Annotated in this window: 26 protein-coding genes; 11 read left to right on the top strand and 15 right to left on the bottom strand. The window is 57.4% G+C overall.

The window, feature by feature from the left end:
- Positions 1–55 precede the first annotated feature (55 nt).
- Complete coding sequence (locus ACIOTN_RS04860; protein ID WP_105658353.1) at positions 56–694, bottom strand: heme-copper oxidase subunit III; 639 nt, start codon at positions 692–694, stop codon at positions 56–58.
- 286 nt (positions 695–980) lie between these two features.
- Here ACIOTN_RS04860 and trpD point away from each other — a divergent pair, with 286 nt between their 5' ends.
- A complete protein-coding gene (trpD, locus tag ACIOTN_RS04865; protein ID WP_332486218.1) occupies positions 981–2,048 on the top strand; it encodes an anthranilate phosphoribosyltransferase in 1,068 nt (355 codons plus the stop codon).
- Positions 2,049–2,133: 85 nt separating this feature from the next.
- On the opposite strand, the gene ACIOTN_RS04870 is transcribed toward trpD, so the two are convergent.
- Positions 2,134–2,415, bottom strand: a complete 282-nt coding sequence (locus ACIOTN_RS04870) for an Lrp/AsnC family transcriptional regulator (RefSeq protein WP_105658354.1) — start codon at positions 2,413–2,415, stop codon at positions 2,134–2,136.
- 164 nt (positions 2,416–2,579) lie between these two features.
- On the opposite strand from ACIOTN_RS04870, the gene ACIOTN_RS04875 reads away from it, so the two are divergent.
- A complete protein-coding gene (locus ACIOTN_RS04875) occupies positions 2,580–3,176 on the top strand; it encodes a sigma factor-like helix-turn-helix DNA-binding protein (protein WP_105658355.1) in 597 nt (198 codons plus the stop codon).
- On the top strand, positions 3,177–3,719 hold the full coding sequence (locus ACIOTN_RS04880) for a hypothetical protein (RefSeq protein ID WP_208294227.1): 543 nt from the start codon (positions 3,177–3,179) through the stop codon (positions 3,717–3,719).
- On the opposite strand, the gene ACIOTN_RS04885 is transcribed toward ACIOTN_RS04880, so the two are convergent.
- Entirely contained in the window at positions 3,708–4,082 is a 375-nt protein-coding gene (locus ACIOTN_RS04885) for a DUF3054 domain-containing protein (RefSeq protein WP_402734828.1), read from the bottom strand. The two genes, ACIOTN_RS04880 and ACIOTN_RS04885, sit on opposite strands and share 12 nt — an antisense overlap.
- Before the next feature lie 148 nt (positions 4,083–4,230).
- On the opposite strand from ACIOTN_RS04885, the gene ACIOTN_RS04890 reads away from it, so the two are divergent.
- Positions 4,231–5,199: an arsenic resistance protein gene (locus ACIOTN_RS04890; protein WP_402734829.1), complete on the top strand. Its 969-nt coding sequence runs from the start codon at positions 4,231–4,233 to the stop codon at positions 5,197–5,199.
- 149 nt (positions 5,200–5,348) lie between these two features.
- Here ACIOTN_RS04890 and ACIOTN_RS04895 read toward each other — a convergent pair whose 3' ends face one another.
- Positions 5,349–5,810 (bottom strand): DUF3817 domain-containing protein, encoded by a 462-nt coding sequence (locus ACIOTN_RS04895; protein ID WP_105661272.1) that lies wholly within the window; start codon positions 5,808–5,810, stop codon positions 5,349–5,351.
- Between the two features lie 226 nt (positions 5,811–6,036).
- Here ACIOTN_RS04895 and ACIOTN_RS04900 point away from each other — a divergent pair, with 226 nt between their 5' ends.
- The gene (locus ACIOTN_RS04900) at positions 6,037–6,624 is read left to right on the top strand and encodes an HAD-IA family hydrolase (protein ID WP_402734830.1); all 588 of its coding nucleotides are present in this window, start codon (positions 6,037–6,039) and stop codon (positions 6,622–6,624) included.
- A 55-nt stretch (positions 6,625–6,679) separates the two neighbouring features.
- On the opposite strand, the gene ACIOTN_RS04905 is transcribed toward ACIOTN_RS04900, so the two are convergent.
- A complete protein-coding gene (locus tag ACIOTN_RS04905; RefSeq protein WP_402734831.1) occupies positions 6,680–7,147 on the bottom strand; it encodes an SRPBCC domain-containing protein in 468 nt (155 codons plus the stop codon).
- A 171-nt stretch (positions 7,148–7,318) separates the two neighbouring features.
- The gene (locus ACIOTN_RS04910; protein WP_402734832.1) at positions 7,319–7,681 is read right to left on the bottom strand and encodes an ArsR/SmtB family transcription factor; all 363 of its coding nucleotides are present in this window, start codon (positions 7,679–7,681) and stop codon (positions 7,319–7,321) included.
- A 318-nt stretch (positions 7,682–7,999) separates the two neighbouring features.
- Here ACIOTN_RS04910 and zapE point away from each other — a divergent pair, with 318 nt between their 5' ends.
- The 6 genes from zapE (at position 8,000) to ACIOTN_RS04940 (ending at position 12,648) form a co-directional block, all read left to right on the top strand.
- Positions 8,000–9,052: an AFG1/ZapE family ATPase gene (gene zapE / locus ACIOTN_RS04915; RefSeq protein WP_181148991.1), complete on the top strand. Its 1,053-nt coding sequence runs from the start codon at positions 8,000–8,002 to the stop codon at positions 9,050–9,052.
- Complete coding sequence (gene def / locus ACIOTN_RS04920; RefSeq protein ID WP_105657851.1) at positions 9,049–9,690, top strand: peptide deformylase; 642 nt, start codon at positions 9,049–9,051, stop codon at positions 9,688–9,690. The genes zapE and def overlap by 4 nt, the downstream gene beginning before the upstream one ends.
- Positions 9,690–10,541 carry a putative RNA methyltransferase gene (locus tag ACIOTN_RS04925; RefSeq protein ID WP_402734833.1) on the top strand — a complete coding sequence of 284 codons (852 nt, stop codon included), beginning with the start codon at positions 9,690–9,692 and terminating at the stop codon, positions 10,539–10,541. Before def ends, ACIOTN_RS04925 begins: the two co-directional genes overlap by 1 nt.
- Before the next feature lie 104 nt (positions 10,542–10,645).
- Complete coding sequence (locus ACIOTN_RS04930; RefSeq protein WP_105657869.1) at positions 10,646–11,122, top strand: NfeD family protein; 477 nt, start codon at positions 10,646–10,648, stop codon at positions 11,120–11,122.
- A 55-nt stretch (positions 11,123–11,177) separates the two neighbouring features.
- Positions 11,178–12,116, top strand: a complete 939-nt coding sequence (locus ACIOTN_RS04935) for an SPFH domain-containing protein (RefSeq protein ID WP_105657849.1) — start codon at positions 11,178–11,180, stop codon at positions 12,114–12,116.
- A 184-nt stretch (positions 12,117–12,300) separates the two neighbouring features.
- Positions 12,301–12,648, top strand: coding sequence for an RNA polymerase-binding protein RbpA (locus tag ACIOTN_RS04940; RefSeq protein WP_105657848.1), 348 nt, complete (start codon positions 12,301–12,303; stop codon positions 12,646–12,648).
- A gap of 358 nt (positions 12,649–13,006) precedes the next feature.
- Here ACIOTN_RS04940 and ACIOTN_RS04945 read toward each other — a convergent pair whose 3' ends face one another.
- The 9 genes from ACIOTN_RS04945 to ACIOTN_RS04985 all read right to left on the bottom strand — a co-directional run bounded on the left by ACIOTN_RS04945 (position 13,007) and on the right by ACIOTN_RS04985 (position 23,551).
- A complete protein-coding gene (locus ACIOTN_RS04945) occupies positions 13,007–13,735 on the bottom strand; it encodes a polyprenol monophosphomannose synthase (protein ID WP_105657847.1) in 729 nt (242 codons plus the stop codon).
- A gap of 411 nt (positions 13,736–14,146) precedes the next feature.
- Entirely contained in the window at positions 14,147–15,751 is a 1,605-nt protein-coding gene (locus tag ACIOTN_RS04950) for an amidohydrolase (protein WP_402734834.1), read from the bottom strand.
- 56 nt (positions 15,752–15,807) lie between these two features.
- On the bottom strand, positions 15,808–18,591 hold the full coding sequence (locus ACIOTN_RS04955) for a DEAD/DEAH box helicase (protein WP_402734835.1): 2,784 nt from the start codon (positions 18,589–18,591) through the stop codon (positions 15,808–15,810).
- Between the two features lie 28 nt (positions 18,592–18,619).
- Entirely contained in the window at positions 18,620–19,486 is an 867-nt protein-coding gene (tatC, locus tag ACIOTN_RS04960; protein ID WP_105657844.1) for a twin-arginine translocase subunit TatC, read from the bottom strand.
- 9 nt (positions 19,487–19,495) lie between these two features.
- Positions 19,496–19,711 (bottom strand): Sec-independent protein translocase subunit TatA, encoded by a 216-nt coding sequence (gene tatA / locus ACIOTN_RS04965; protein WP_105657843.1) that lies wholly within the window; start codon positions 19,709–19,711, stop codon positions 19,496–19,498.
- Between the two features lie 32 nt (positions 19,712–19,743).
- The gene (locus ACIOTN_RS04970) at positions 19,744–20,004 is read right to left on the bottom strand and encodes a hypothetical protein (RefSeq protein WP_133833372.1); all 261 of its coding nucleotides are present in this window, start codon (positions 20,002–20,004) and stop codon (positions 19,744–19,746) included.
- Between the two features lie 102 nt (positions 20,005–20,106).
- Positions 20,107–22,110 carry a helix-turn-helix transcriptional regulator gene (locus ACIOTN_RS04975; RefSeq protein WP_402734836.1) on the bottom strand — a complete coding sequence of 668 codons (2,004 nt, stop codon included), beginning with the start codon at positions 22,108–22,110 and terminating at the stop codon, positions 20,107–20,109.
- A gap of 93 nt (positions 22,111–22,203) precedes the next feature.
- Positions 22,204–22,599, bottom strand: a complete 396-nt coding sequence (locus tag ACIOTN_RS04980) for an FKBP-type peptidyl-prolyl cis-trans isomerase (protein ID WP_013348985.1) — start codon at positions 22,597–22,599, stop codon at positions 22,204–22,206.
- Between the two features lie 16 nt (positions 22,600–22,615).
- Positions 22,616–23,551 carry an FKBP-type peptidyl-prolyl cis-trans isomerase gene (locus ACIOTN_RS04985; RefSeq protein ID WP_332486254.1) on the bottom strand — a complete coding sequence of 312 codons (936 nt, stop codon included), beginning with the start codon at positions 23,549–23,551 and terminating at the stop codon, positions 22,616–22,618.
- Between the last annotated feature and the right edge of the window lie 46 nt (positions 23,552–23,597).

Below are 23,597 nucleotides of genomic sequence, written 5' to 3' on the forward strand. Positions count from 1 at the left end.
TCTTTGGTGTGGTGTTGCCGTACTTCTTGTTGAGGCAACTAATGAATTTAAGTTGCTACTTCAAGAAGTAGATGATCGCGAACAGGGCGATCCAAACAACGTCAACGAAGTGCCAGTAGTAGGACACGACGATGGAGCCGGTTGCTTCGAAGTGACCAAACTTCTTAGCCAGCATCGCACGACCAATGATCAGCAAGAATGCAATCAGACCACCAGCGACGTGAATGCCGTGGAAGCCGGTCGTAATGTAGAAGGCCGAAGCGTAGGAGTTCGAGTCGAATGCCACGCCCTCGCTAACGAGGACAGCGTATTCGTAGGCCTGAACCGAAACGAAGATCGCGCCAAGGATGAAGGTAAGAATGAACCATTCAATCATTCCCCATTCCTTGAAGTTGAAAAGCCCACCGGAACGGCGAGGCTTGAATTCTTCGGCACGGAACACGCCTAGCTGGCACGAGAACGAGCTGGACACCAGGATGATGGTGTTAACCAGCGCGAACGGTACGTTGAGCTTGGCAGTTTCAGTCGCCCATAGTTCGGGCGCGGCAGCCCGGAGGCTGAAGTACATGGCGAAGAGGGCGGCGAAGAACATGAGCTCGCTGGAGAGCCACACCATCGTTCCCACCGACACCATGTTTGGGCGGTTCGGCGCATGTGGCGCCGTCGTATTTGGGGCATGAGTCGCAGTTGTCACACTGACATTATGTCTCTAAATGCCCCTCAGATACCAATGCAAAAGCGGGTTGGCAGAGGTTTGTTGCGCCACATCTTGGCAACATCCGCGGAAACATGCGGAAGTACAGAGAAAACTCTTTCTACAATTCGTAGAGCTTCGTCCGGCGAGTCTCACGAAACAATCATTTATGCAACGAAAGTGTTTCGTATTTAACCCCAGAAACTAGGCATTTTTAGCGACCTGAGCCACATCATCTAACGACATGAATTGGGTAGCGCCCCGGTGTCTGGATAGGCTTTCCCATGTGTCAACGAGCCTTGTAAACGAAAAGTTCCCGACGTGGCCAGATCTATTGGCCACCCTGATCAACGGTGGCGATCTCAGCCGCGAACAGGCCGCTTGGGCAATGAATGAGATCATGTCCGGCGAGGCGAGCGACGTTCAGATTGCCGGGTTCCTGGTTGCACTGCGATCCAAGGGTGAAACCGTGGCCGAATTGACCGGCTTGGTGGACTCCATGGTCGCTAATGCGCGCCCCTTGACCATCGATGCACAAACTTTGGACATTGTTGGGACCGGTGGCGATCGCCAGAACACCGTCAACATCTCAACGATGGCCACACTGGTGTGCGCTGGCGCGGGCGTGAGCATAGTTAAACACGGCAACCGCGCATCCTCTTCGTCCTCGGGTTCCGCCGACGTGCTTGAAGCATTGGGCGTCCGCCTGGAGGTACCAATCGAGCGCCTTGTAGAGGTGTACGACAAGGTCGGGATTGCGTTCTGCTTCGCCAACGTCTTCCATCCCTCGATGCGCCACGTTGCCGGAGCACGCCGTCAATTGCGCATACCAACCGCTTTCAACTTCATGGGCCCCTTGACCAATCCCGCATTGCCCAGCGCATCCGCCATCGGCTGCTCCGACATGGTCATGGCACCAATCATGGCGGGCGTTCTTGCAAGCCGTGGCGTGCGTGGGCTGGTCTTCCGCGGGGATGACGGACTGGATGAACTAACCACCACTGCAGCTAACCGCGTCTGGGAAGTGCGCAACGGCACGGTCTCCGAGTTCACGTTCGATGCCCGGGACGTGGGATTTGCCCGTGCGACGCTTAATGATCTGCGCGGTGGAGATGCACTACATAACGCAGGGGTTGTACGAGATGTCATCTCGGGGACTCCCGGACCCGTTCGAGATGCGGTCCTCCTGAACGCGGCTGCCGGAATGGTGGCTTACAGCGATACTGCTGAAGGCAGTTTCGAAGACCGCATGCGGGCGGCGATTGGGAAAGCAGCGCATTCCATCGATTCCGGTGCGGCGAAGGCGACCTTGGAAGCCTGGTCCTCAACGACCCAGGCGATCGTAGGCGCGTAGCACCGTCAGATGCCAACAAAGCCGGTCTTTGGTTCGCGATTTTACAATCGCTGAACCGAAGGCCGGCTTTGTTCTTGAAAAGTCCTTAGTCGCCTAGGCCTAGGGAAAAAGCTGCTTCAAGATCATGTTCCGAATATGCGCGGAATGCAATGTGGGTCTGGGTGCCGCGGATGCCTGGAATCTTGGAAAGCTTATTGGCAATGACTTCGGCAAGGTCCTCGTGCTTGTTGACTCGTGCAATTGCAATCAAGTCCCAGTCGCCTGCTACGGAATAGACTTCGCTGATGCCCGAGATTGCGGAGATCTGCTTAGCGCATTCAGGGATACTGTCCGTTGCAGTCTGGATCATGACGAATGCGGTGACCATCACTGTGCCTTTCGGTTCTAACTTATCGCCTGCCAGGAGGCGGCTGATCTGGAATCAACTCTAGTCGAAAAGCAGCGAATGAGAGGCATGGGCCCATCAATCCGCTTCGCATAGTACAATGATTTTAATTTGTAGATTCGAATACAAAGTTTTACAATTGTTCCATGATTGTGTTGACCATTGACCAGCGGCGTTCCCGTTCCACCGAAGATAAGGTGGAGGCTCTAGTCAAGCAAGCTAATGCTACCGTTCCAGTGGTCCGCCCCTTCCAGCGAACCGCCGGCGATGAAGTCCAAGCTGTCCTGGATAACGCCAACGAAGCAATTCGCTTGGCAGTGATGATGGCAGCTTCAGGGGACTGGAGTGTCGGCATTGGCTTTGGGCAAGTCGAAACGCCACTGCCCGAAGAAACCCGTGCCGGCCGGGGGCCTGCCTTTGAATATGCTCGTGTCGCAGTTGAGCGGGCAAAGAACACCAATGCGCATCTAGCTGTTCATGGACCGTCGCATGAAGCCACCCGTCTGGAAGCCGAGCTCCAGCTGACTGCCTGCATAGTTTCGAAGCGACGGGTCACGGCATGGGAAGCGGGCACTCTGGCCGACGAAGGCCTGACCCAGCAGCAGATTGCCCAAGAATTAGGAATCACCCAGCAGGCTGTCTCTTCTCGTCTGTCGGCCGCGCTATGGTTTGAGGCGAACCGAATGATGGATGAAGCTGCCAAATCGCTGAACCGACAGCTGAAGATGCTAAAGGAGCAGTAAATGCTTTGGATCGCTTGGGGGAGTCTGAGCCTGGCGGCGTTTGTCTCTTGCATAGCTGCCTACCTTGGCTATGCCATGGGCAAACGAGCTCGTGTCCGCGACTGGCTAGTTGTGGGCTCTGCCCTGTTCGCCATTCTCTCGGCCCTGCTGGCAGTTGCTTCTCAAACTTCGTTGGAGCAGAACGGGCTTTCGCCGGTGTACGCGATCGTCCTGAGTTCCATCTTTGCCATTAGTTTCGGCGGTCCGTTTACGGAACTTGTTTTCCGGCTTGCTGCGAAGAATGATGTCGAGCTCCAAAAGGAGGAGTCCGACCCTTCACCGCTTCGAGGCGGGCTGTGGATCGGACTCCTGGAGCGCACGGCCATCGTTGGCAGCCTCTGGGCCGGTTGGCCAGAAGGCATTGCCGTCGTCTTGGCGGTCAAGGGTCTTGGCCGGTTCTCTGAACTGAAAAACCATCGCGCCGCCGAACAGTTTATTCTGGGGACTTTCGCCAGCGGTCTCGTCGCTGCCGGTTCCTACGGGCTCGGCCTGCTATTTACCTAGCCGCTTAGCCACCATTGAGGTAACCAGCCGACGCCCCATCAAGAATGCGCCCAGAACCAATGTCGCGACAATGATGAAGGGGAGTGCCGCAGTGGAATCCATGGCAACGCGAAGCGCAAGGCCCGCTGCTACGGTCACCACCCAGACCAGTACGCCAACAGGGAAGAGCTTGTTGATCGTGGTCCAAGGCTTGGACAGCAAGGTCACGACGACGTAGGCAACCAAGAACGGCAGGGCGGTCATCAGGATGCCGCCAATGCTCAAGCCATGTTCGTGTTCACGTCGACCGAGCAGGGCGAATAGAACAATGAGAACAACGTCGACAGCCATCCACAGCGGCCACTTACGAATAGAATCCTTCATGTACTCATCATAGGTTTACCCCGGTGTTCGTGAGTAATTCGGCGTTGGCTGGATCGTTGTCGGTTCAGACACAGAAGGTCGCCGTCGGGGCTCGCCCGTATGAGCTCACGGCCATGGTGGCCGCAGCTATTGTTCTAGCATTAGTCCTATGAAGATCTGGCCTGGCAATGCATGGATGCAAGGGCACCAAATCGCCCTGTATTTATCCGCGATCACTGCCGGTTGCGTTCTCGGCCTGGCCTTGCCTGCCGCAAGCAAGGGTCTCGAGAACTCGGTTAACCCGTTCCTTGGGTTACTGCTCTACGCTACTTTCCTGGGCATGCCGCTGACCCGTTTTCCGGAGGCCTTTCGGGACACTCGCTTCATGGGTGCACTGTGCGCGGTCAACTTTGCCGTGGTGCCGCTCGTGGCCTTCGGGCTATCGCGAATAGTGGCGGGGGACCAGGCGCTGCTCTTCGGCGTGCTGCTGGTCTTGCTAGCGCCCTGCATCGACTACGTTATCGTCTTTACCGGCTTAGCCGGGGGAGACAGCCAACGGCTGCTGGCGGCCACACCGCTCTTGTTGATCTTGCAGATGCTGCTCGTGCCGGCATACCTCTATATATTTGCTGCTCCCTCGGCGATCGACGTGATCGTGCCAGCTCCTTTCCTGGGGGCACTGCTAGGACTGATCGTGCTCCCACTGCTGGCAGCAGCATTCACCCAGGCACTCGCCAAACGATTTTCCTGGGCAGAGCCCGTCGGGGATTGGGCCGACTATCTAATGGTTCCGTTGTTGATGGGAACGCTATTTAGCGTGGTCGGCTCGCAGATCTTCACGGTGAGCGCAGGCCTGGGTCGATTAGGGCTGGCCATTATGGTTTTCGCCCTGTTTATCTGCATCATGAATGTCCTTGGGTACTCCGCGGGGAAACTCTTCAAGCTGCCCACCGCCTCGCGGCGGGCAGTTACTTTCAGCGGCGTCACACGCAATTCTCTGGTGGTGCTTCCCCTGGCCCTGGCTTTGCCCGCGGAGCTGGAATTAGCCTCTGCCGTGGTCGTTAGCCAGACCCTGGTAGAGCTAATTGGAATGTTGGTGATGGTTCACTACGCACCGAAGCAACGCACCACCAAGTAGTTCGAGCCTTACCCTGCTATGTCCGGATTAAACAGAATTTGCCTGGCCAAGAACACATGGAAGTGACCGGGCCAGGCAAATTGGATTGAGGAGTCAGTGCATTCAGTGATGCCCAGGCGAAAGCAGCGTGCTCCTCATAGAATCCATGATTAGTGCTCGCCACCTGGAGGGCCAATGAAAAGCATGGCCGAGAAGATACCGGCAATAACGACGAATAGCAGGACCGTGGTCAGCGCCGGGCGGGCAACAAGCCAACGCATCGTCGCGTCGGTCCACTTGCGATCATCTGGATGATCGGTTGCTTCGGTACGCCAGGTACCTTCCAGCTTTCCCTTGCGTTCCAGCCACTTGTCGTAAGGAATGGTCAGATATGGGACGACGGCGGTCGCGGCAGCTCCAATGATCAGCGACTTCCTCCAGCGCTGATTCATGCCAATGAGCACAGCCATCGTTGCATAAGTCAGGAAGACAAAGCCGTGGATGAAGCCGGCAATGGAAACAGGCCAATCACCAACCTTGACGACGTACTTCAAAATCAATGCGATGATCAGCATCGTCCATGTGACAGCTTCAGCGCGGGCAACTAGACGGTACAGGGCGCTTGGAGACATAGGGTGTTTTCTGTCCTTGAAGGTAGATAGGGGAGTAGTCCGGGAACTCGGTCAAGTACTAGCCTATCTGGCTCCCGGGATACCGCCGACATCCTGCCCTGGGACATGGAGTTCCCGGTTGACGCAGCACCTGCTAGATTTCTAGGCAGGCCCTCGCTGCAGGAAAGGCACCGCATGCACTTGGCCCCAGATGCCCCAATGCGCCTGCATCTGGCAGGATTGCCCCATGATCCACGCAGTAGTTTTCGATTTGGACGGAGTGATCCGCAACTTTCCCGAGGCCGCCACTGCTGACGTTGAAATGGAATATGGGTTGCCATCGGGCACTTTGAACGCGGCGGCTTTCGACCCTGCTCGCCTGGAAGGACTCACTACAGGTAAAATATCTCGTTTGACATGGATCAAGGAGATTGGGAAGAGCATTGGATCCACGGAAGCCGCCAACGCATGGGGTCGCATAGAGCCCGTTGTAGATCGCGATGTGCTGCAGCTACTCGACGATCTACAACGTGCAGGTATCACCGCCGCCATTCTCACGAACGGCAGCGACACCATTGACATCGAACTTAAGCGGCAAGGAATCGCCACCCACGTCGCCCGAGTATTCAATTCAGCAAAAATCGGTTATCCGAAGCCAGACCGACGAGCATTTCTGCACGTAATCAATGCTCTGCACCTGTGTGCAAACCAGATCCTCTTTACCGACGATTCCGCCGGGAAACTTGTCGGGGCGACCGATCTCGGAATCCACACACATCACTTTGCTTCCGCTGCGGATTTGAGGTCGGCATTGACCCGGCGCGGTGTACTCTAGCCGGATCGATCATCGTTTGGAATAACATCGAGGGGAGTGGCAAGAGGAAAGCGCCCTAGTTCTCGAATACCTCCTGATAAACGTCCCAGAATTGATCCATCGAGCGCGGAGCCCCAAGCAGGACGGCCTCCAGATACATGAGATGCGTTTCCCATCCCGCCAGGTAATTCGAGACGCCAACGCTGAGTTTGGAGTGGCTCAGCGCAAGTTCAGCTCCGAAGAGGCTCGACTGCAGAGTCAAACTAACCTCCGACACAGATTCTTCCGGAAACTTCCAGGACACCACGAGGGCGGATGCTGGCTCGACCTGTTCAATCCGGCTTTCGCAGATGTAGTTTTCCGCATGCTCGATCTGCACAGTAGAACCCACGCCAAGGCTTCCAGCGACGTGAGTTCCCAGCCAGAGTGGCAATGCCTGACGATCAATCATTGCGTGCCAAAGCCTGTCGGTCGATACGCCGAAGGACCACCTGAGATCCACAGATCCCGCCGAAGCGTCCGCGAACTTTCGAATGATGGGCATGAAAGGAGCCTGCTTCGATAGACGGGGCAGCCAGCACAAATGGCTGCAGTGAGACCCTGCGTGGGGAGTCGTGGATTCCATTACTTTACATAATGTAGATTATCGGCTTATTCGCAATGTCGCTGGAAGTAGCCTTATTCGTCCATTTACGCCTCGGATTTCGAAGGCCGCTTACTGCTCAGCTTGTTGACGCTGATCCTGCAAATCCAGCCGGTGCCTCGCGAAGTCCAGGGTCTGCCGAATGAACTCGCGCGATCGCTCATCATGCATCGAGTAGATGACATGGCGGCCGGACTTCCTCGTTTGCAATACACCGACTGCTCGCAGCTTGGATAGCAATTGGCCGGCAACCGTTGGACTAACGCCGATCAACTGAGCCAAATCGGACAGGGAAAGATCGTCCATGGACAGCGCCCAGAGCATCTGGAGCCTTGCCGGATCCGACAAGGTTTTGAGTACCGTTGCCGACATGTCCAAAAGATCGCTGGAGACGATCTCGTCTTCAGCCGTTGGGACAATGAATTCGCTGGTCATCTCACGCGCTCCCTCTCCGCATTTCGCCCGCCCTGCTTCGATTCAACTGCTTCAACCCAGCTCTGTGGGTGTGTCCATTATGGCCACGGATCAAGATAAAGCGATAGGTATGCTCAAAATTCACAAGACTAAACAGGCTCGTAGCCATCTTTGGGAGCACTCCCCTATTTAAATCATCCGTTTCGAAATAAATCGAAGGCTTCTTGACTAGGCACTTTAACGTCGCCTCGGCACCGCAAGGCATCCCTGCAAGCTGGAATGGTGGCGATTGCATCACAGAAGATTGGCCGCGTCTGCGCTCAGTGGCAAAATTTAGATATGGCTAATCCGTTGCTACGCATTCCCCACGGGAATAAGTACGCTCTTCAGATCCGCGAAGCTCTCAAGCTGCAAGGTATCGAAGTTGACCCGGTTCAGAGTGATCTGATCGACCTTCTAGGACGTACTTTGCGTACGACGATGACGGCAAAGCACCCTGGCGTCTACATTTATGGCCCTCCTGGTCGAGGCAAAACCCTCATCATCAATACCTTGGTCTCGGTGCTGCCTGAAACCACGACAGCGCGCTTCCATTTCCACGAGTTCTTCCAGCGCGTAAATTCCCCGGTCAACCGTGTCCCGGGCCAGCCGCTGGGCGCGATTTTCTCGCAAGGGCTTGAGCGCGAGCTCGCTGGACTGCAGTTGCTGGTCTTCGATGAGTTCCATTGCACCGAACCTGGCGACGCGATGTTCATGGCCAAGCTCATTCGGCATTGCACGGAACACGAGATCCAGCTGGTCACTACGTCGAACTACGGGCCGGAGAAGCTGCTTGACGATGACACTTTCCATCACCTGGTTCAGCCAATTATTGACCGGATCCAACGGGACTTCACTGTATTCTCACTGGATCATTCGGTGGACTACCGACAGCTCGCCGCCGATCCCGAGCAGGTCTTGGACGGGTATCGGAGAGGCACGCTAAATCTCTTCGAAGCACCAGGAGAACTGCCGGTCCACGATACGATGATCCAGATCGGCTACGACGAAATCGGGCCAGTCCACGTGAATGCGGATGAGATCTGGATCAGCTTCGATCAGATCTGCCGAACTCGCCGCAACACTGCCGACTATCTGGATTTGGCAAGCCGGTATTCGCGCTGGCATGTAACCTGCATCCCAGCTAGTGCCACCATGCCAATGGATGAGGAACGCCGACTGGCGAATCTTATCGATATCTTCTACGACAAGAACGTGGAAGTCCATCTGTACGCCGCAGACAATCTGGGCAATCTTGGACACATGCTGCATGACACTGAAAAGGCCCGACTCACCTCGCGCCTGGCTCAACTTCAGCTCAACGAATACGAACGGACTAGCGCTTGCCGATGAACACCGAGTACACCGCACAGGACATCGAGAATATCGTTCGAGAAGTCCTGGAGACTGCAGATGAGAACCTCATACTGCCTATTGTCCAGCTGGGACATCCCGTTCTCCGCCAGCAGGCGGTGGCCTACGAGCAGCAGCTTCCGCAGGAACTGCTCGAAGAACTCCTTGAAGCAATGCGCCAGACCATGTACGACGCCCCTGGCGTAGGACTCGCCGCTCCTCAGGTGGGTATCCCCCTGCAGATTGCCGTGCTCGAAGATCTCTATCCCATTCCGGAGGAAGCTGCCTCGCACAGAGAGCGTGAGCCGCTGGAGTACTTCGAGATCTTCAACCCCGTATATACGGCATCAACAGAGCGCGCGGCAGTCTTCTACGAAGGTTGCCTGTCTTTCGAAGGATTCCAAGGCGTAGTGAGCCGGGCCGCCGATATCACCGCCACTTATAAAGATCGGGACGGCCAGGAAATAACTCGAAGCTTCTCCGGTTGGCAGGCCCGCATTGTCCAGCACGAAACTGATCATCTGTCGGGCACTGTCTATATCGACAAAGCACTTACCCGCTCCTTGATTAACGAATCCGAACTGTGGCGCCATGAAAGCATGGACGTTGCAACGGCACAAGAGGTTCTGAAATTCTAATGTTCTCCGGCACCACGAACGTTACTTGCCCGGTCTGCGAGCAACCCCTTGGCTTCGAGGAAACTCGGGATAGAACCCTGAGTTGCGAAGCCGGGCATCGTTTTGATGCTGCCAAACAGGGTTACTTCAACTTCCTTACTGGCAAAGGAACGAACTTCCTCGAAGACACCTCGGCCATGGTCCAAGCCCGCGATGCTTTCCAGTCAAAGGGACATTATGAGCCTCTGGCGCGCGCGCTGTCCGAGCTGATCAATGATCATCACGACGGACATTCGCTTGACGTGCTGGATGCGGGCGCAGGTACCGGCTACTACCTGGGGAAGATTCTAGAGAACTCTCCTGCTGCTGAACTTGATGCTTTGGCTCTGGACATCTCCCGCTTTGCCATGCGTCGTGCCGCGAAGGTTCCAAGCACGCTCGCTGTGGTCTGGGATGTCTGGCGCAAATTGCCTACTGCCGACCGATCACGCGATGTGGTGATCAACTGCTTCGCACCGCATAACCCGGCAGAGTTCCAACGTGTACTGCGTACTGGTGGATTATGCATTGTCGTGACCGGCGAACCAGATCATCTCAACGAAGTCGTCGACCCGCTGGGCATGCTCACCGTAGGACAGGGCAAGCAAGCCGCCTTGGTGGAAAAATTTGCGGCTGAAGGCCTTAATCATCGCGGATCCAAGAATCTGACATATCGGATGAACCTGAATGCGGACGATCTCTATAACCTTGCATTCATGGGTCCGTCCGGGCACCACCTCTCCCCTGAAATTCTTCATCAGCAGACGCTGGCGTTGGGTTCCCAGCCTGTAACAGCTTCCTTTGGAGTACACGCATTCGTCACGCAGGGCTAGAAGATACCCCAAAATGACTACACCTTTTATCTGCCTTCTACGGCAGAATGTAGGAAAGACCAGTTACGACTGGTCAATGTCCTAACAGAATTTAGGTGAATGCCATGACAACAGCCGAATGGATCATCAGCAACGCTTGGGTGATCTGGCTGGCACTGTTCTTGCTGCTGGCGATCATCGAGATGCTTTCTCTTGATCTCTACTTCATCATGCTCGGCGTAGGTGCCCTTGGTGGTGTAGCGGTCGCACTGCTCAGTGGACCCATGTGGTTGCAGGTCCTTGTATTCTGCGTCATTTCATTGTTGATGATCTTCCTGGTTCGACCTATTGCCGTCAAACATTTACGGAAATCACCCGAGGGCTTCCGCACCAATATCGAGCGATTAATCGGTGCGGATGCACTTATTCTCGAGCCGACCTCGCGCATGTCGGGTTCGGCCAAGATCCGTGGAGAGATCTGGACCGCCCGTGCTGAATCCAGCGTTCCGACCATGAATCCCGGCACCTATGCCGTGGTTTCACGTATCGACGGGGCAACTGCATACCTCACCGCGAAGTCCCCTGACCCTGCTAACGGCTAGCTAGCCTGACGCCCCCAAATTCATCACTACTGCACAAGGAAAGAGAGTACGAACCATGAATTCAGATGGCTTTGGCTTGACTATTGTGCTTGTCGTTCTGGCAATCTTCGTGATTGTCGTCCTACTGCGCAGCGTGCGCATCGTGCCGCAGGCACGTGCTGGCATCGTTGAGCGCCTCGGCAAGTACAACCGAACCCTAAATCCCGGTCTGACAATCCTGATCCCCTTTGTGGATCGCTTGCTGCCGCTGCTGGACCTGCGTGAACAAGTTGTTTCCTTCCCGCCGCAGCCAGTTATTACCGAGGACAACTTGGTAGTTTCGATTGATACCGTGGTCTACTTCCAGATCACCGAGCCGCGTGCCGCGACGTATGAAATCGCTAACTACATCCAGGCCGTAGAACAGCTGACCACCACTACGCTTCGTAATGTCGTCGGTGGCCTGAATCTGGAAGAGGCCCTGACTAGCCGCGACCAGATCAACGGCCAGCTGCGTGGTGTCCTTGACGAGGCAACCGGCAAGTGGGGCATCCGTGTTTCCCGTGTCGAGCTGAAGGCTATCGATCCACCGCTGTCCATCCAGGACTCGATGGAGAAGCAGATGCGCGCCGAGCGTGACCGCCGTGCTGCCATCCTGACCGCTGAGGGCACCAAGCAGTCCTCCATCCTTACTGCCGAAGGCGCACGCCAGGCTTCCATCCTCGAAGCCGAGGGCGATGCACAGGCCGCAATCTTGCGCGCTGACGGCGAGTCCCAGGCCATCCAGAAGGTCTTCGATGCAATTCACGCCGGCAAGCCGGACCATGAGTTGCTCGCCTACCAGTACCTGCAGACTCTGCCGAAGCTTGCCGAAGGCACTTCGAATACCCTGTGGGTGATTCCAAGCGAACTGACCGAAGCACTCAAGGGCATCGGCGGAGCGCTGGGCGGCAACGGATCGGGCAGCAAGCCTGCCACTCCGGAATCGCCATCGGCCCCAGGTAGCAACCTGTAGCAACAGCTGGTTTAGAACCGATTAGCCGTCTGCGGCGAGGTGCATACAATGCACCTCGCCGCAGACGCGTATAATGGATGTTTTGGCACCAAGAATTATCTTCACCTCTAGTCGGAGGGAATTATTTCCGAGTGCCAAACGTTGGTACGTGTAGCGAATTCTTCAATCATCGCGGAGGGAAAACATGAGCGATCGCAGCCTACGAGGCATGCGCCTGGGTGCACAGAGCATGGAATCTGAGGCAGGTGTGGAGCCGGCTGCCCGTCAGCGTGTGGAATACCGTACCGAAGAGGGCGAGACCGTCTTCGTCGTCTTTGCTGCCGAAGCTGAAATTCCAGCAACCTGGCACACCAAGACCGGTAAGGAAGCCAAGCTCGTCCACGGCGAAGCCAAGGCCGAAGAACCGGGCAATGAAAAGCCTGTCCGTACCCACTGGGACATGCTTCTTGAGCGCCGTTCCGAAGAAGAACTGGAAAAGACTCTGGCAGACCGCCTCCAGCAGCTGCGCGCTGCTCGCGGGGAAACTGCCTAATCTCCCCCACGCACGGTTCCATGCTGCCTTAGCATGGCCGTAGGGGCTTGGTTGAGGGCTGGGTTTGATGACCAATGGTTATCAAACCCAGCCCTCACTCTTTTGCCTGTCTGCTATGGGGCTCAAAGACCACGCCCAGTATTTTCAACTGCGTCAAAGAGCCTGCATGAAATTGCGCGGCCAGCGCCGCCGGCCTAAGCAGCTTCGTAGAAGCTATCTTCATCCTGCACAGTCCGCCTTTGGGGCGGTGGGCTGGTTTGTATTTCACTGCCTGCCCGAGACCTGATGATGATTCCTGGTTAAACGAACTGGCGTGCAACGATCCATCGTTGCACGCCAGTTCGCTTAACCACGGGTATTACTTCTTGGAAGTCAGCTTCTTCCACCGGGCGCCCAAGCCCCAGCGGGTGACATTCCACATTGCTTCGAACACAATGTTGCCGCTCATCTTCGACGCGCCCAGTTCGCGCTCTACGAAGGTCACGGGAACTTCAACGATCGTCTTGCGCAGCATGGCCACGCGGAAGGTCATGTCCACCTGGAAGCCGTAGCCGCGCGACTCAACGGCGTCAAAATCGATTGCTTCCAGGGTTTCGCGCTTGAAGGCGCGGTAGCCTGCGGTGATGTCGCGCAGAGGCAAGCCCAGCATGGTGCGCGAGTAGAAGCTGCCGCCGCGCGAGATGATCTTGCGCAGCATTGGCCAGTTCACGACTTCGCCGCCCTTGACCCAACGCGAACCGATTACGAGATCTGCGCCCGCGGCACTGGCTTCCAAAAGGCGTGGAAGCTGCTCTGGCATATGCGAGCCATCGGCATCCATCTCTACCAGTACGTCGTAGTCGCGAGCCAACGCCCATTCGAAACCTGCAATGTAGGCGGCTCCCAGGCCATCCTTGCCGGTACGGTGCAATACGTGGATATTCGAGTCCTCAGCAGCCATCTTGTCTGCAAGTTCTCCGGTGCCGTCAGGCGAGTTATCATCAACGATCAATACATCCGAGTCAGGAACTGCGGTACGCAAGCGTCCTACGGTCAGCGGGAGCGACTCCAGTTCGTTGTAAGTCGGAATGATTGTAATGACGCGCACGCGGCGGCACCTTTCTGGGTATATAACACAAAGCCTCTTGCCTGCTCGGCGTCGACTGCATGGCTTATGCAGGACACCGGGTCGAAAAGAGTTAATCCAAATTCAAAGTATAGTCATCATTTGCCAATCAGCGCGCTGGAGACACCGCATTAACGAACGATCCTCAGTGACTTCGGCCCTATTCTCCACGCCGAAAGGCACAGAGAATGTTATCTAAGGTCACTGAGGATCGTTGTTTAAATTGCGTAGTTTCCAACGCAATGCATGTGCATCTCGAAGAGGCGCTTAGACCAGCCTAGTGGGTACCCCACCTAGGCTGTCAACCATCAAATGACTTCACTCTTTACCTAGACACCACTAGTCAGGGCAAATTTTGCGAATTCATTCTGCTTATTGAGCATCTGTTTCGCTTTAAGCCGATTCGCTTGGCTCAAGGGTATTGAAAAGCGTGATTCCAGCGCGTACTGTACGCAGGCACTGCGGAATTTCCTCATCAATGACCGGAAGCATCGGAGTTCCAGCTCGTGCATCGGTACTCCAAGAACTGATTCGGACGTCCGGAGTTTGCACAGCAAGTTCAGAGGCAGTCCACACTGCAAAAGTCGCCGGCGCGCCGATCACGAGCTGCCCGGCGAACGGGTTCATCTCGCCCATGGCGCGGTAGGTGGATCGGGTTTGAGCCAAGAAGGCCGCACGAGCCGAAATGCGAGCCTCAGCATTCGTCATGTTCATGCCGGCGCGAACAACCTGCCAGCCATCAACCTCCGTTACCGGAGCATCAGAGCCAAGCACCATTGGCACACCAGCCGAAAGCATAGCGGAGAGGTTGTTCATCGATGCTGCGCGCTCCCCCAGGCGCTGCGCGTACATGCCGTTCGAGCCGCCCCACGCCTGGTCGAAGACCGGCTGCATCGAAACCATGATGGCGTACTGCAGCAAACGGGCCCGCGAGTCTTCATCAACCATCTCGACATGCTCCAGACGGTGCCGGCACATCTGCAGCTTAGCTGCCCCAATCTGCTCAGCAGCCAGGTCAAAACCTGCCAACACCTCGTCCAGGGCGCCGTCTCCGATCACATGGAACGAGGCCTGGATCTCCCGGGAACTGCAAGCGACCAGGTGGGCCGCAATTTCGTCACGCTTCAGATACAGGGTGCCGCGTTCGCCCGGCTGATCGCTGTAGTCTTCGCGCAGGTACGCCGTGTGGCTGCCTAGCGAACCATCCACGCGAAGATCGCCACCCAAGCCCAGCACCTTTCCCGTTGGGAAGGATGCGGCCAGCTCCTGGGCGATGTCTGCATCGCTAACCAGTTCGCCCCAGTAGGCATGGACTTGCGGCAGTTCAGGGTTGTCGATGGCCAGCAACTGCTCCAGCGCCTCTCGGCCCTCAATATGCGGGGCCGCCATCTCCACAACGCTGGCGAAACCACGCGAGGCGTAGTGCTCCAGTGCCAGGCGCTGGTATTCCTGTTCGGCCTTCTGCGTATTGGTGAGTGCTTCACGCACGGCGTCGTGATCCGCACCAGAAATGATGCCAGCGGCGAGGTGGCCCAGGTCCAGCAAATCCAGCAGTTCCCGATTGACCAGGGCACTGTGCACATCGCGACGCGCCAGGTAATAGCCGCGGCCTTCCGCGGCACTGGTCAGGTCGGTTTCCGCGGGCAGCTGCTGGTCAGCCCAGTTCGAGTTGTCCCACCCCTGAGCCAGGACCAGCTTGGTCGACTTCTGCGCCTGCTCGGCGACGAGGGAAAGCAGCGAAGAAGCCGAGGTTGCTGCACCCAAATCGGCTCCCGAAAGGGTGCGGCCCAAGGCGGCAAGGTGCGTGTGGGATTCGACGAACGCCGGGGTAATCAAACCACCATTGAGGTCGACCACTTCGTCGACGGCAGACGCGTGGCGCTCGGCTGCGTCCTCGCCGCCCAACCATGAAATGGTGTCGCCGTCCACCACCATTGCGGTAGCAAATGGATCGGCCGCTGAGTAGATGGACCCGTTTCGGTAGAGTGTTTTTGCCATCAGCGTCTCCCTTTTCTCGTGCACTGGCTAATAAGTTTTTCGGCTGGACCTGCTGGCTAGTCCAGCACGTTCGAGTAGGCCACTACACCGCGCTTGATCTGGTCTACTGCCTTGTAGGCATTGCGAACCAGCAATGGCGGAAGGTCGCTATTCTTTGCGAACTGGTCCAATGTGTCGATGACCTGCTTGGCCCAGCGCACGAAGTCACCCGGTGCCAGATCGGTACCGCGCAGCGCGCTGTTCAGGCTCGAACCGCGGGCCCACTTGTACATTGGCCAGATCAAACCGGATTCCGGTGGAGCGGTCGGGTCAAGGCCCAAGGCCTCTTCAGCGTCCGATAGCTCGCCCCAAATCCTGATAGTGCTATTCCAGATGTCATCGATCTTGCCCGTTGGCATTTTCGGATCGGCACGGTCCCCGTCGCGGCGTGCCTGGTAGACCAGGCTGGCGACAACCGCGCAGAGTTCTTCCGCATTGAGCTGCGTGAGCTTGCCGGTCTCCAGGATTTGGCTGGTGAGCAGATCGCGGTCGCCATAGATGCGGCGCAGGCGGCGGCCCGAGTCGGTCAGCGCGAAATCTTCGCCGCCCTCGGAAGGCACGAGGTATTCGAACTGCTCGAGCACTTTGCAGACCTTGTCGAACTGCGTGGCAATGGTATTGGTTCGCCCGCGGATGGCGCGACGGGCCTTGTCCGTGTCCTTCTTCAGCTTCCAGTACCTGTCGGCCCAGCGCATGTGCTGGTCCTTCTCCGAGCAGGCGTGGCAAGGATGGTCCTTGAGCTCCAGGCGCAGTGCGTTGATTTCACGCTCGAAGGAATCCGAGCCTTCGAAATCAAAGCTCTGGGCGTCCTGGCGTGGAGGACGCGACTCGTAGATCGCGTTGCGCAAGGATGAAGCAAGGTCCCGGCGCTCCTTCGGTGTGCGCCCGTTGAACCCCTTGGGAATCTTGATCCGCGAAATAATCTGCACTGGTCCGTTGAGGTCTTCCACCGAGAGCCGGCGAAGCTGCGCTTCTTCGGTCAGCACGGTGTGTCGCGGGTTGTACATGGCCTTATCAAGCTCGACGACCACGGCGCGGCCGAAGCGGCGGCCACCTGGCAGGTCCACCACGTCGCCGCGGATCACGGCCTGCAGGGACTGCTCAGCTGCCGAACGGCGCTCGTGGCGGCGGTCCTTCGCAGCGTTCTTCTCGACCTGGGCCAGGTTTCGTTGGAGTTTCAGGTACTCGGTGAAATCTCCGAGATGGCATTCCATCGATTTGGCGTAGCCGGCCAGGGATTCTTCCTTGGAACGCACCTGGCGCGCCATGCCCACCACGGAACGGTCCGCCTGGTACTGGGCAAAGGAGGTTTCGAGGATTTGACGAGTCTGTTCACGGCCAAACTGCGCCAGCAAGTTGGTGGACATGTTGTAGGTCGGACGGAACGAGGAATTCAGCGGATAGGTTCGCTTCGAAGCGAGTCCTGCCAAGGATTCCGGTTCCAGGTCGGGGTTCCAGACAACAATTGAATGGCCTTCGACGTCAATGCCGCGGCGCCCGGCACGGCCGGTGAGCTGGGTGTACTCCCCCGAAGAGATCTGCACGTGGGATTCGCCGTTGAATTTGACCAGTTTTTCCAGCACGACCGAGCGTGCTGGCATGTTCACGCCCAGTGCCAGGGTCTCGGTTGCGAACACCACCTTGATCAGGTTGCGTGCAAAGAGGTCTTCAACGATTTCCTTGAAGATCGGGAGCAGGCCGGCGTGGTGGGAAGCGAAGCCGCGAACCAGACCATCGCGCCAGGACCAGAATTCCAGAACGTCCAGGTCTTCGCTGGGGATCCGGTAGGCGACTTCATCCAGCGCTTGCGCGATCTCGGCGGCTTCTTCATTGGTCGTCAGGCGCAGGTCAGCCATGGCGCACTGCTGCACGGCCATATCGCAGCCCTTGCGGGAGAAAATGAAGAAGATAGCTGGCAGCAGAGCAGCCCGGTCAAGCTTCCCGATAACCGCTGGACGGTTGATGCGGTGCCCCATGCCTGAACTGCGCTGGGGGCCGCGGCCGCCGCGACCCCGGCCGCGCTGCACTCGGCCGCCAGGGCTGTGGGAGCGTACGAGTTTTCGCAGTTCGGGGTTGACCGAGGCCTTTGAATCGTCTTCAGCCACCTTGTCGAAGGCTACGTCTTCGGCAAACAGGTCGACCACGTTAGGGCCGACCATGACGTGCTGGAAGAGCGGCACCGGGCGATGCTCGGAGACAATGACGTCGGTCTGGCCCCGGACGGTATCCAGCCAGCCACCGAATTCCTCGGCGTTGGACACGGTTGCCGAGAGTGAAATGATCTGCACGTTGGACGGCAGATGGATGATGACTTCTTCCCATACGGCACCACGGAATTTATCGGCGAGGTAGTGGACCTCATCCATGATCACGTAGCCCAAGCCGTCGAGGGTTTGGGAATCCGCGTACAGCATATTGCGCAGCACTTCGGTGGTCATGACGACGATCTGCGCTTCGGAATTGATGGAGGTGTCGCCGGTCAGCAACCCGACCTTCTGCGCTCCATAGCGGTTGACCAGTTCCGAATACTTCTGGTTGCTCAGCGCCTTGATGGGCGTGGTGTAGAAAGCCTTGCGGTTCTCGCCTAGAGCCTGGTAGATGGCGTATTCGCCAACAACAGTTTTTCCGGCGCCGGTGGGCGCAGCGACCAGTACGCTGTGCCCTTCTGCGACCTTCTGGCAAGCTTCGGCCTGGAATGGATCCAGGTCGAAGGAGATGCTTGCCCGGAATTCAGGAAGTGCAGTGCCGTTTTCGACCTGCCGTGCCTTGGAATTCGCGTAGCGTTCCGCGGGTGAAGTCACTTGTGGTCGTTCACTTTCTTGCCCTGGTTCAGAGCTGGGATTTAGGTTCGTCAATCGAGCTAGGGGTTTCAATGCCAGAAGTTTCACCAGCTGCTAGGCGTTCATTCTCGGCTTCCCGTGCCGCCAGCTTCTTTGCGCGCTTCTTGTCGTTGAAGTGGCAGATCAAGGTGGCAACGGCGAAGGTGAGGAACAACGGTCCAGCCAACGCGAACATGGTGATTGCATCGCCGCCTGGTGCTGCCATAGCGGCAACCAGGGCGATGAGGAAGACGGTGATACGCCAGTTCTTCAAGATGAGCTTGGCTGGCAGGACGCCAACCATGTTCAGGCCAACCATCAGTACCGGTACCAGCATGGCCAAGCCGAATGCCAGGAGCAGGCGGAAGATAAACGGCAGGTACTCGGAAATGTTCAGCAGGTTATCCGAGTTCTCCGGCGACAGGCTAATGAAGAATTCCAGCGCAAACGGAAGAACGAAGTAGGCCATCGCCACGCCGCCAAGGAACAGCGGAACCGCGGCTGCTACGAAGCTGTAGCTCAAACGGCGCTCGTTCTTTTTCAGTCCCGGCACGATGAATGCCCACAGCTGGTAGAGCCACACCGGCGAGGAAACGATCAGGCCGACGAACAGCGCCACCTTGATCATGATGTCGAAGGGTGACATCACCGCGGTGAACACTACCGAGCCGCCGGCAGCTTTCACAGGCGCGATCAGCAAGGCAAGCAGCCAGTCGTATACGAAGAAACCGGCTACCGTGCCCAAGGTCAGCGCGATGAGCGACTTGAATAACCGGTTCCGTGCTTCAATCAGATGCTCTTTGAGAGCCATCCGACCTTCTGCGTCCTTGGCCCGCTTCTTCTTGCTGCGCGGGTTCTTGTCTTTATTTGTTGCCACTGAAGAGGTCTACGAGTTGTTCTTTTCGTTGGGGTTCGGATCATTGATGGTGCCATCAACGGTTTCAGATTTAGGATCATCATCCTTCATCTGGCGAACCTCGGACTTGAAAATGCGCAGCGACTGGCCCATCGAGCGAGCCAAGCCTGGAAGCTTTGGAGCGCCGAAAAGCAGCAGTGCAAGCACGATAATGATGACCAAATGCCATCCCTGTAAGCCACCCATGTGGATTCCCTTCTCTCTATCTAAAGTCTACGTCAGAACAAGCCAAGATCGCGCATGTTCTGAGCTTGGCCGCGCTGTGCGCGACGTGCGACGCGGCGAACTCGACGCGCCTCGATTCTTTCAGCTTTGCCCTTATCGCGAAGCTTTTTGATCTTCTCCGGATCCGCGTGCGTGGCATCGGTTCCGTGCGGGTAGCGACGAGGGTTCGCAGCGTACTCCACGACGGTGCCCTCCTGGCTTAAACCGGCGCTGATGTGATCCGCAGCGTCGCCCAGGCCCTCGACGACCGCCATTCCCCGTTTGAACAAACGGAAGCCGGCAAGTGCCGCAACAAGTATTGTCGCCAAAACGAGCACAGTCCACAAAAGTACCCAAAACCACCAAGGAAGCATCTATTAATCCTCATACATTGCGATAGCCTCGTCCAACCAGTTCACTACCTGTTCGCGCGTAGCGTCAGGAGAGACCACAGTCAGTTTACCGCTATGGCGAGCCACGAGCGGCGCAGCTACCTGGTGATCCGAGAACCGGACGTTGGCCAGATACCCCGTACCGACCTTTCCCGTGGACCAGGAAAGAGGATGGAAAGCTTCGATAACCGGTAAGATCTCGGCGTCTACATAGACCATGACCTCTAAGTCATCGTCGTTGGAGGCATACCGGATCTGGACATCTTGCTGGTCTTCATGCCGAGCCGCCAGCTCGAATTGTTCACCGGCAGTTTCCACACTTAACATCCGGTCCACCCGGAAAGTTAATAGGCTCTGGCGCTTTCGGCACCAAGCCCGCAGGTACTGCACCGCTCCGTCTTCAATGAGCCGGATCGGTTCCACATCGCGAACCTGGTGAGTTCGCGAACGGGCCGAGTAGTAATCGATGCGCACGACGTTTTGGGAACGAATCGCCTGAATCAGCTGCTGCGGAATATCGTTCTCGCGCGCCTTGGACAGTGCGAAGCCCAGCGCCCCGCTCCAGCCGTCAAAACGGGCCACCGCGGAATTCACCTTGGCCAGTGCCGCGTCGAGCACCTGCTGGTGCTCGAACTCGGGAATGCTTGCCAGGGCGTTGAGCCCGCCGAGCACGGCTACTGCTTCCAGCGGCGCCAGCTTCTGCGGCTCGGCCAGCAGGGCTGCATTGGAGATCGTAACGGTATCGGATTCAACGTCGCCGTCATTGACGTTGATCAGTTCGTCATGCTGGCCGTACGGGACACCGCACATCATGATCATGGCCAGCTCTTCACGAACCTTGGCAACGCTCATGGAGTAGCGTTCTGCCAGCGCTTCGATTTCTACGGCACCATGGGCGTGCACATACTGGATCATGTCGATATTTCGCATGACCTGAGTTGTGGTGGTGCCACGGCCGGTGGCGCGATGCGGACGGAACTTCACCTCTGCGTAGGCATCCTGGTTGCCCTGGCTAGTCTGGGAGCTGCGCGCGTCGCGCAGAATCCGGCGCACCTGGGCCACCAGTTCGGAGGGTCCCAGGACTTTCACGGCCGGACCATAAGCTGCCAGCTGCTGGGCAAATGAATGCGGATCCGCATAGCCGATCTGCAGCTCATCCTGATCGCTGCGGCCATTTACTGCCTGGGCGCGCAGCGGGATTGCTTCATCGCCCAAGAGCCGCACCGTTGCCACCAGTCCCGGATTCTGCAGGTCGAAATCCTGCAAGACCTGGGTCATGTCGAAATCCTGGGGGCGGGCGTGGTACTGCCCGTCGGCGTTAGCGCCGCCATGCCGGTAATTCGTGAACTTGCCCTGAACCCGCGAGAGGCGGAAGACACGGGTATCTTTCCGCGTGTGGTCATAGCCGGTGAAGTACCAGTTGCCGTAGCGCTGCCCGATCCCCCACACATCAACAATTCGTTCGCTCTGTGCGCCGCCAGAGGACGTATAGGCGAACTTGAGCGTGTTGCGGTTGAAGACCGCCAGGGCGCATTCGCGGAAGTTCGGTTCATCCATGGAAAGGCGTGGGACCAATGAGCCGGCCAACGGAGCGACCGGCGAGGCCACGCCATCATGGCCGGTGACTCGGGCCGCGGCATTGAGCCCCAATGACTGGAGCTTGGTGTCTTTCCAAAGGCTCGCGGCCAATCCGACCAGGCCGGCTTCTGCGGGGCTGAATTCCACCGGCGGCAAGAACCACTCGGTCGTGTCGATGCTGTAGTACGTAACATCGTCGATTACTTCTTTGTCCAGCTGCAACCCGAAGTCATTGCGGATATCGTCCTTGAGGCGATCCAGCGCCTTCTCTCGGGTCTCCTTGGTACCGCCTGGCACCAAATAGGATCCAATGCGGTCGGCGTTGAACTTCCGTGATTTAGTTGCCAGCGCATAGATGAGGCTGGTCAGGCGTTCTGCCTTGCTGGGTCCCGGGGATTGCTTTGTGCTCACGTGCCTAGACTAACCAACTTTCGCCGATAAGGATGACTTCTGGGACAGCAATGGCCCCGATTATTTAATCGAGGCCATTGCCAGCACTTGGAATTACTTGGTGCCCATCAGATCCACAACGAAAATCAGTGCTTCGTTAGGCGCAATGGCGCCTGGGGCGCCACGCTCGCCGTAGGCCAGGTGCGATGGGATATCCAGTCGGCGACGGCCGCCGACCTTCATGCCCAGCAGGCCCTGGTCCCAGCCCTGGATAACCATTCCGACACCCACTGGGAAGTCGAGGGTCTGCCCGCGGCCCCAGGAAGAGTCGAACTCTTCGCCGGTGGACCAGGCAACGCCTACATAGTGCGCTTCAACGGTGGTGCCTGGGGTGACCTCGGCGCCGGTTCCCTCGACCAGGTCGGTGATGACCAGTTCTTCAGGAGCGTCGGTGCCCGGGAAATCGATCTCAGGCTTGGTGCGGTCGTAGTTGCGTTCTCCGAACGACATAGTCACGGCCTTTCTGTTACTTGCTTTCGCTTACCTTGTCTAATTCTACGTAGAAGACCAGTGGTCCTGCAGGACGCCCCTGGGCTTCAGCTGTTTCGCCGTAGGCCAAGTCCGTTGGGACAGTCAGCAAGACCTTGCTGCCTTCCTTCAGGCCCTGGAAGCCCTGCAGCCAGCCCTGGATGACTCCGCCGGCCATATCGGCTTCGAAGCCTTCTTCGTTGCCGAAGTTGCCGTCGAACTTCTTGCCGTCTTCCCAGCGCACGCCGTGGTAGTGGGCAGTGACCTTGGACGTTTGGCCAACGGCTGGGCCGTCGCCTTCTTCAAGGACGTCCACTGCCAGGCCTGCCGGGGCTTCGGTGTCCTTGGGGATGGTGATCTGCGGATCGCCCTTGCCGGTCTTCACGGTGGGGAGCTTGCCGTCGTCCTTGAGCTGCTGGACTTCTTCCTTGCCCATCGTCTGGCTAGGGCTCTTGGAGTCCGCAATCTTGATCACGATCAGCCGTTCGGCACGCGAGCCTTCGGCCGGTTCGGCGATGGACCCGTCCGGCTGCTGAACGCCTTCGATGGCTGCGTAGGCGATCCAGTCGCCAATCTGGGACTTCAGCAGGGTTTCGTAGAGCTCGGGCATCTGCTCCTTGAGCGTCTCGTCAACCTTCATGGGAGCCGGATCAGCAGTGAAGTTCTCATTGGTCAGCAGGCCGTCGATGGTCTTGTACAGGCCCGACTGGATCTGGATGGTGTCGCCTTCCTTGATGTCGGAACCCTCGCCCTCCACCACGGTGACTGCTTCTGACTTTTCGGTCAGGAGCGGCGCATCGAATTTGACCTCAGGTGCGGTCTTGCTATCTTCTGCTGGCTTGACGTCGATGCCGCTCAGGGATGACGAACCCGAACCGCAGGACGCCAGGGCAAGGATGGACGCGGTGGCGCATACTGCCAAAACTTTTCGCACGAATCTTCTTTCCGGTTGGACTAGCTGGTCATGCATTGCGGGCTTG

It is taken from the genome of Glutamicibacter sp. NPDC087661 (genome assembly GCF_044743275.1).
Lineage (GTDB): Bacteria > Actinomycetota > Actinomycetes > Actinomycetales > Micrococcaceae > Glutamicibacter.

Excerpts from the sequence above, each read along its gene's own strand:
- ACIOTN_RS04870 (WP_105658354.1), bottom strand. The coding sequence starts at position 2,415 with ATGGTCACCGCATTCGTCATGATCCAGACTGCAACGGACAGTATCCCT.
- ACIOTN_RS04875 (WP_105658355.1), top strand. The coding sequence starts at position 2,580 with ATGATTGTGTTGACCATTGACCAGCGGCGTTCCCGTTCCACCGAAGAT.
- ACIOTN_RS04880 (WP_208294227.1), top strand. The coding sequence starts at position 3,177 with ATGCTTTGGATCGCTTGGGGGAGTCTGAGCCTGGCGGCGTTTGTCTCT.
- ACIOTN_RS04885 (WP_402734828.1), bottom strand. The coding sequence starts at position 4,082 with ATGAAGGATTCTATTCGTAAGTGGCCGCTGTGGATGGCTGTCGACGTT.
- ACIOTN_RS04890 (WP_402734829.1), top strand. The coding sequence starts at position 4,231 with ATGAAGATCTGGCCTGGCAATGCATGGATGCAAGGGCACCAAATCGCC.
- ACIOTN_RS04895 (WP_105661272.1), bottom strand. The coding sequence starts at position 5,810 with ATGTCTCCAAGCGCCCTGTACCGTCTAGTTGCCCGCGCTGAAGCTGTC.
- ACIOTN_RS04900 (WP_402734830.1), top strand. The coding sequence starts at position 6,037 with ATGATCCACGCAGTAGTTTTCGATTTGGACGGAGTGATCCGCAACTTT.
- ACIOTN_RS04905 (WP_402734831.1), bottom strand. The coding sequence starts at position 7,147 with ATGCCCATCATTCGAAAGTTCGCGGACGCTTCGGCGGGATCTGTGGAT.
- ACIOTN_RS04910 (WP_402734832.1), bottom strand. The coding sequence starts at position 7,681 with ATGACCAGCGAATTCATTGTCCCAACGGCTGAAGACGAGATCGTCTCC.
- zapE (WP_181148991.1), top strand. The coding sequence starts at position 8,000 with ATGGCTAATCCGTTGCTACGCATTCCCCACGGGAATAAGTACGCTCTT.
- def (WP_105657851.1), top strand. The coding sequence starts at position 9,049 with ATGAACACCGAGTACACCGCACAGGACATCGAGAATATCGTTCGAGAA.
- ACIOTN_RS04925 (WP_402734833.1), top strand. The coding sequence starts at position 9,690 with ATGTTCTCCGGCACCACGAACGTTACTTGCCCGGTCTGCGAGCAACCC.
- ACIOTN_RS04930 (WP_105657869.1), top strand. The coding sequence starts at position 10,646 with ATGACAACAGCCGAATGGATCATCAGCAACGCTTGGGTGATCTGGCTG.
- ACIOTN_RS04935 (WP_105657849.1), top strand. The coding sequence starts at position 11,178 with ATGAATTCAGATGGCTTTGGCTTGACTATTGTGCTTGTCGTTCTGGCA.
- ACIOTN_RS04940 (WP_105657848.1), top strand. The coding sequence starts at position 12,301 with ATGAGCGATCGCAGCCTACGAGGCATGCGCCTGGGTGCACAGAGCATG.
- ACIOTN_RS04950 (WP_402734834.1), bottom strand. The coding sequence starts at position 15,751 with ATGGCAAAAACACTCTACCGAAACGGGTCCATCTACTCAGCGGCCGAT.
- tatA (WP_105657843.1), bottom strand. The coding sequence starts at position 19,711 with ATGGGTGGCTTACAGGGATGGCATTTGGTCATCATTATCGTGCTTGCA.
- ACIOTN_RS04970 (WP_133833372.1), bottom strand. The coding sequence starts at position 20,004 with ATGGCGGTCGTCGAGGGCCTGGGCGACGCTGCGGATCACATCAGCGCC.
- ACIOTN_RS04980 (WP_013348985.1), bottom strand. The coding sequence starts at position 22,599 with ATGTCGTTCGGAGAACGCAACTACGACCGCACCAAGCCTGAGATCGAT.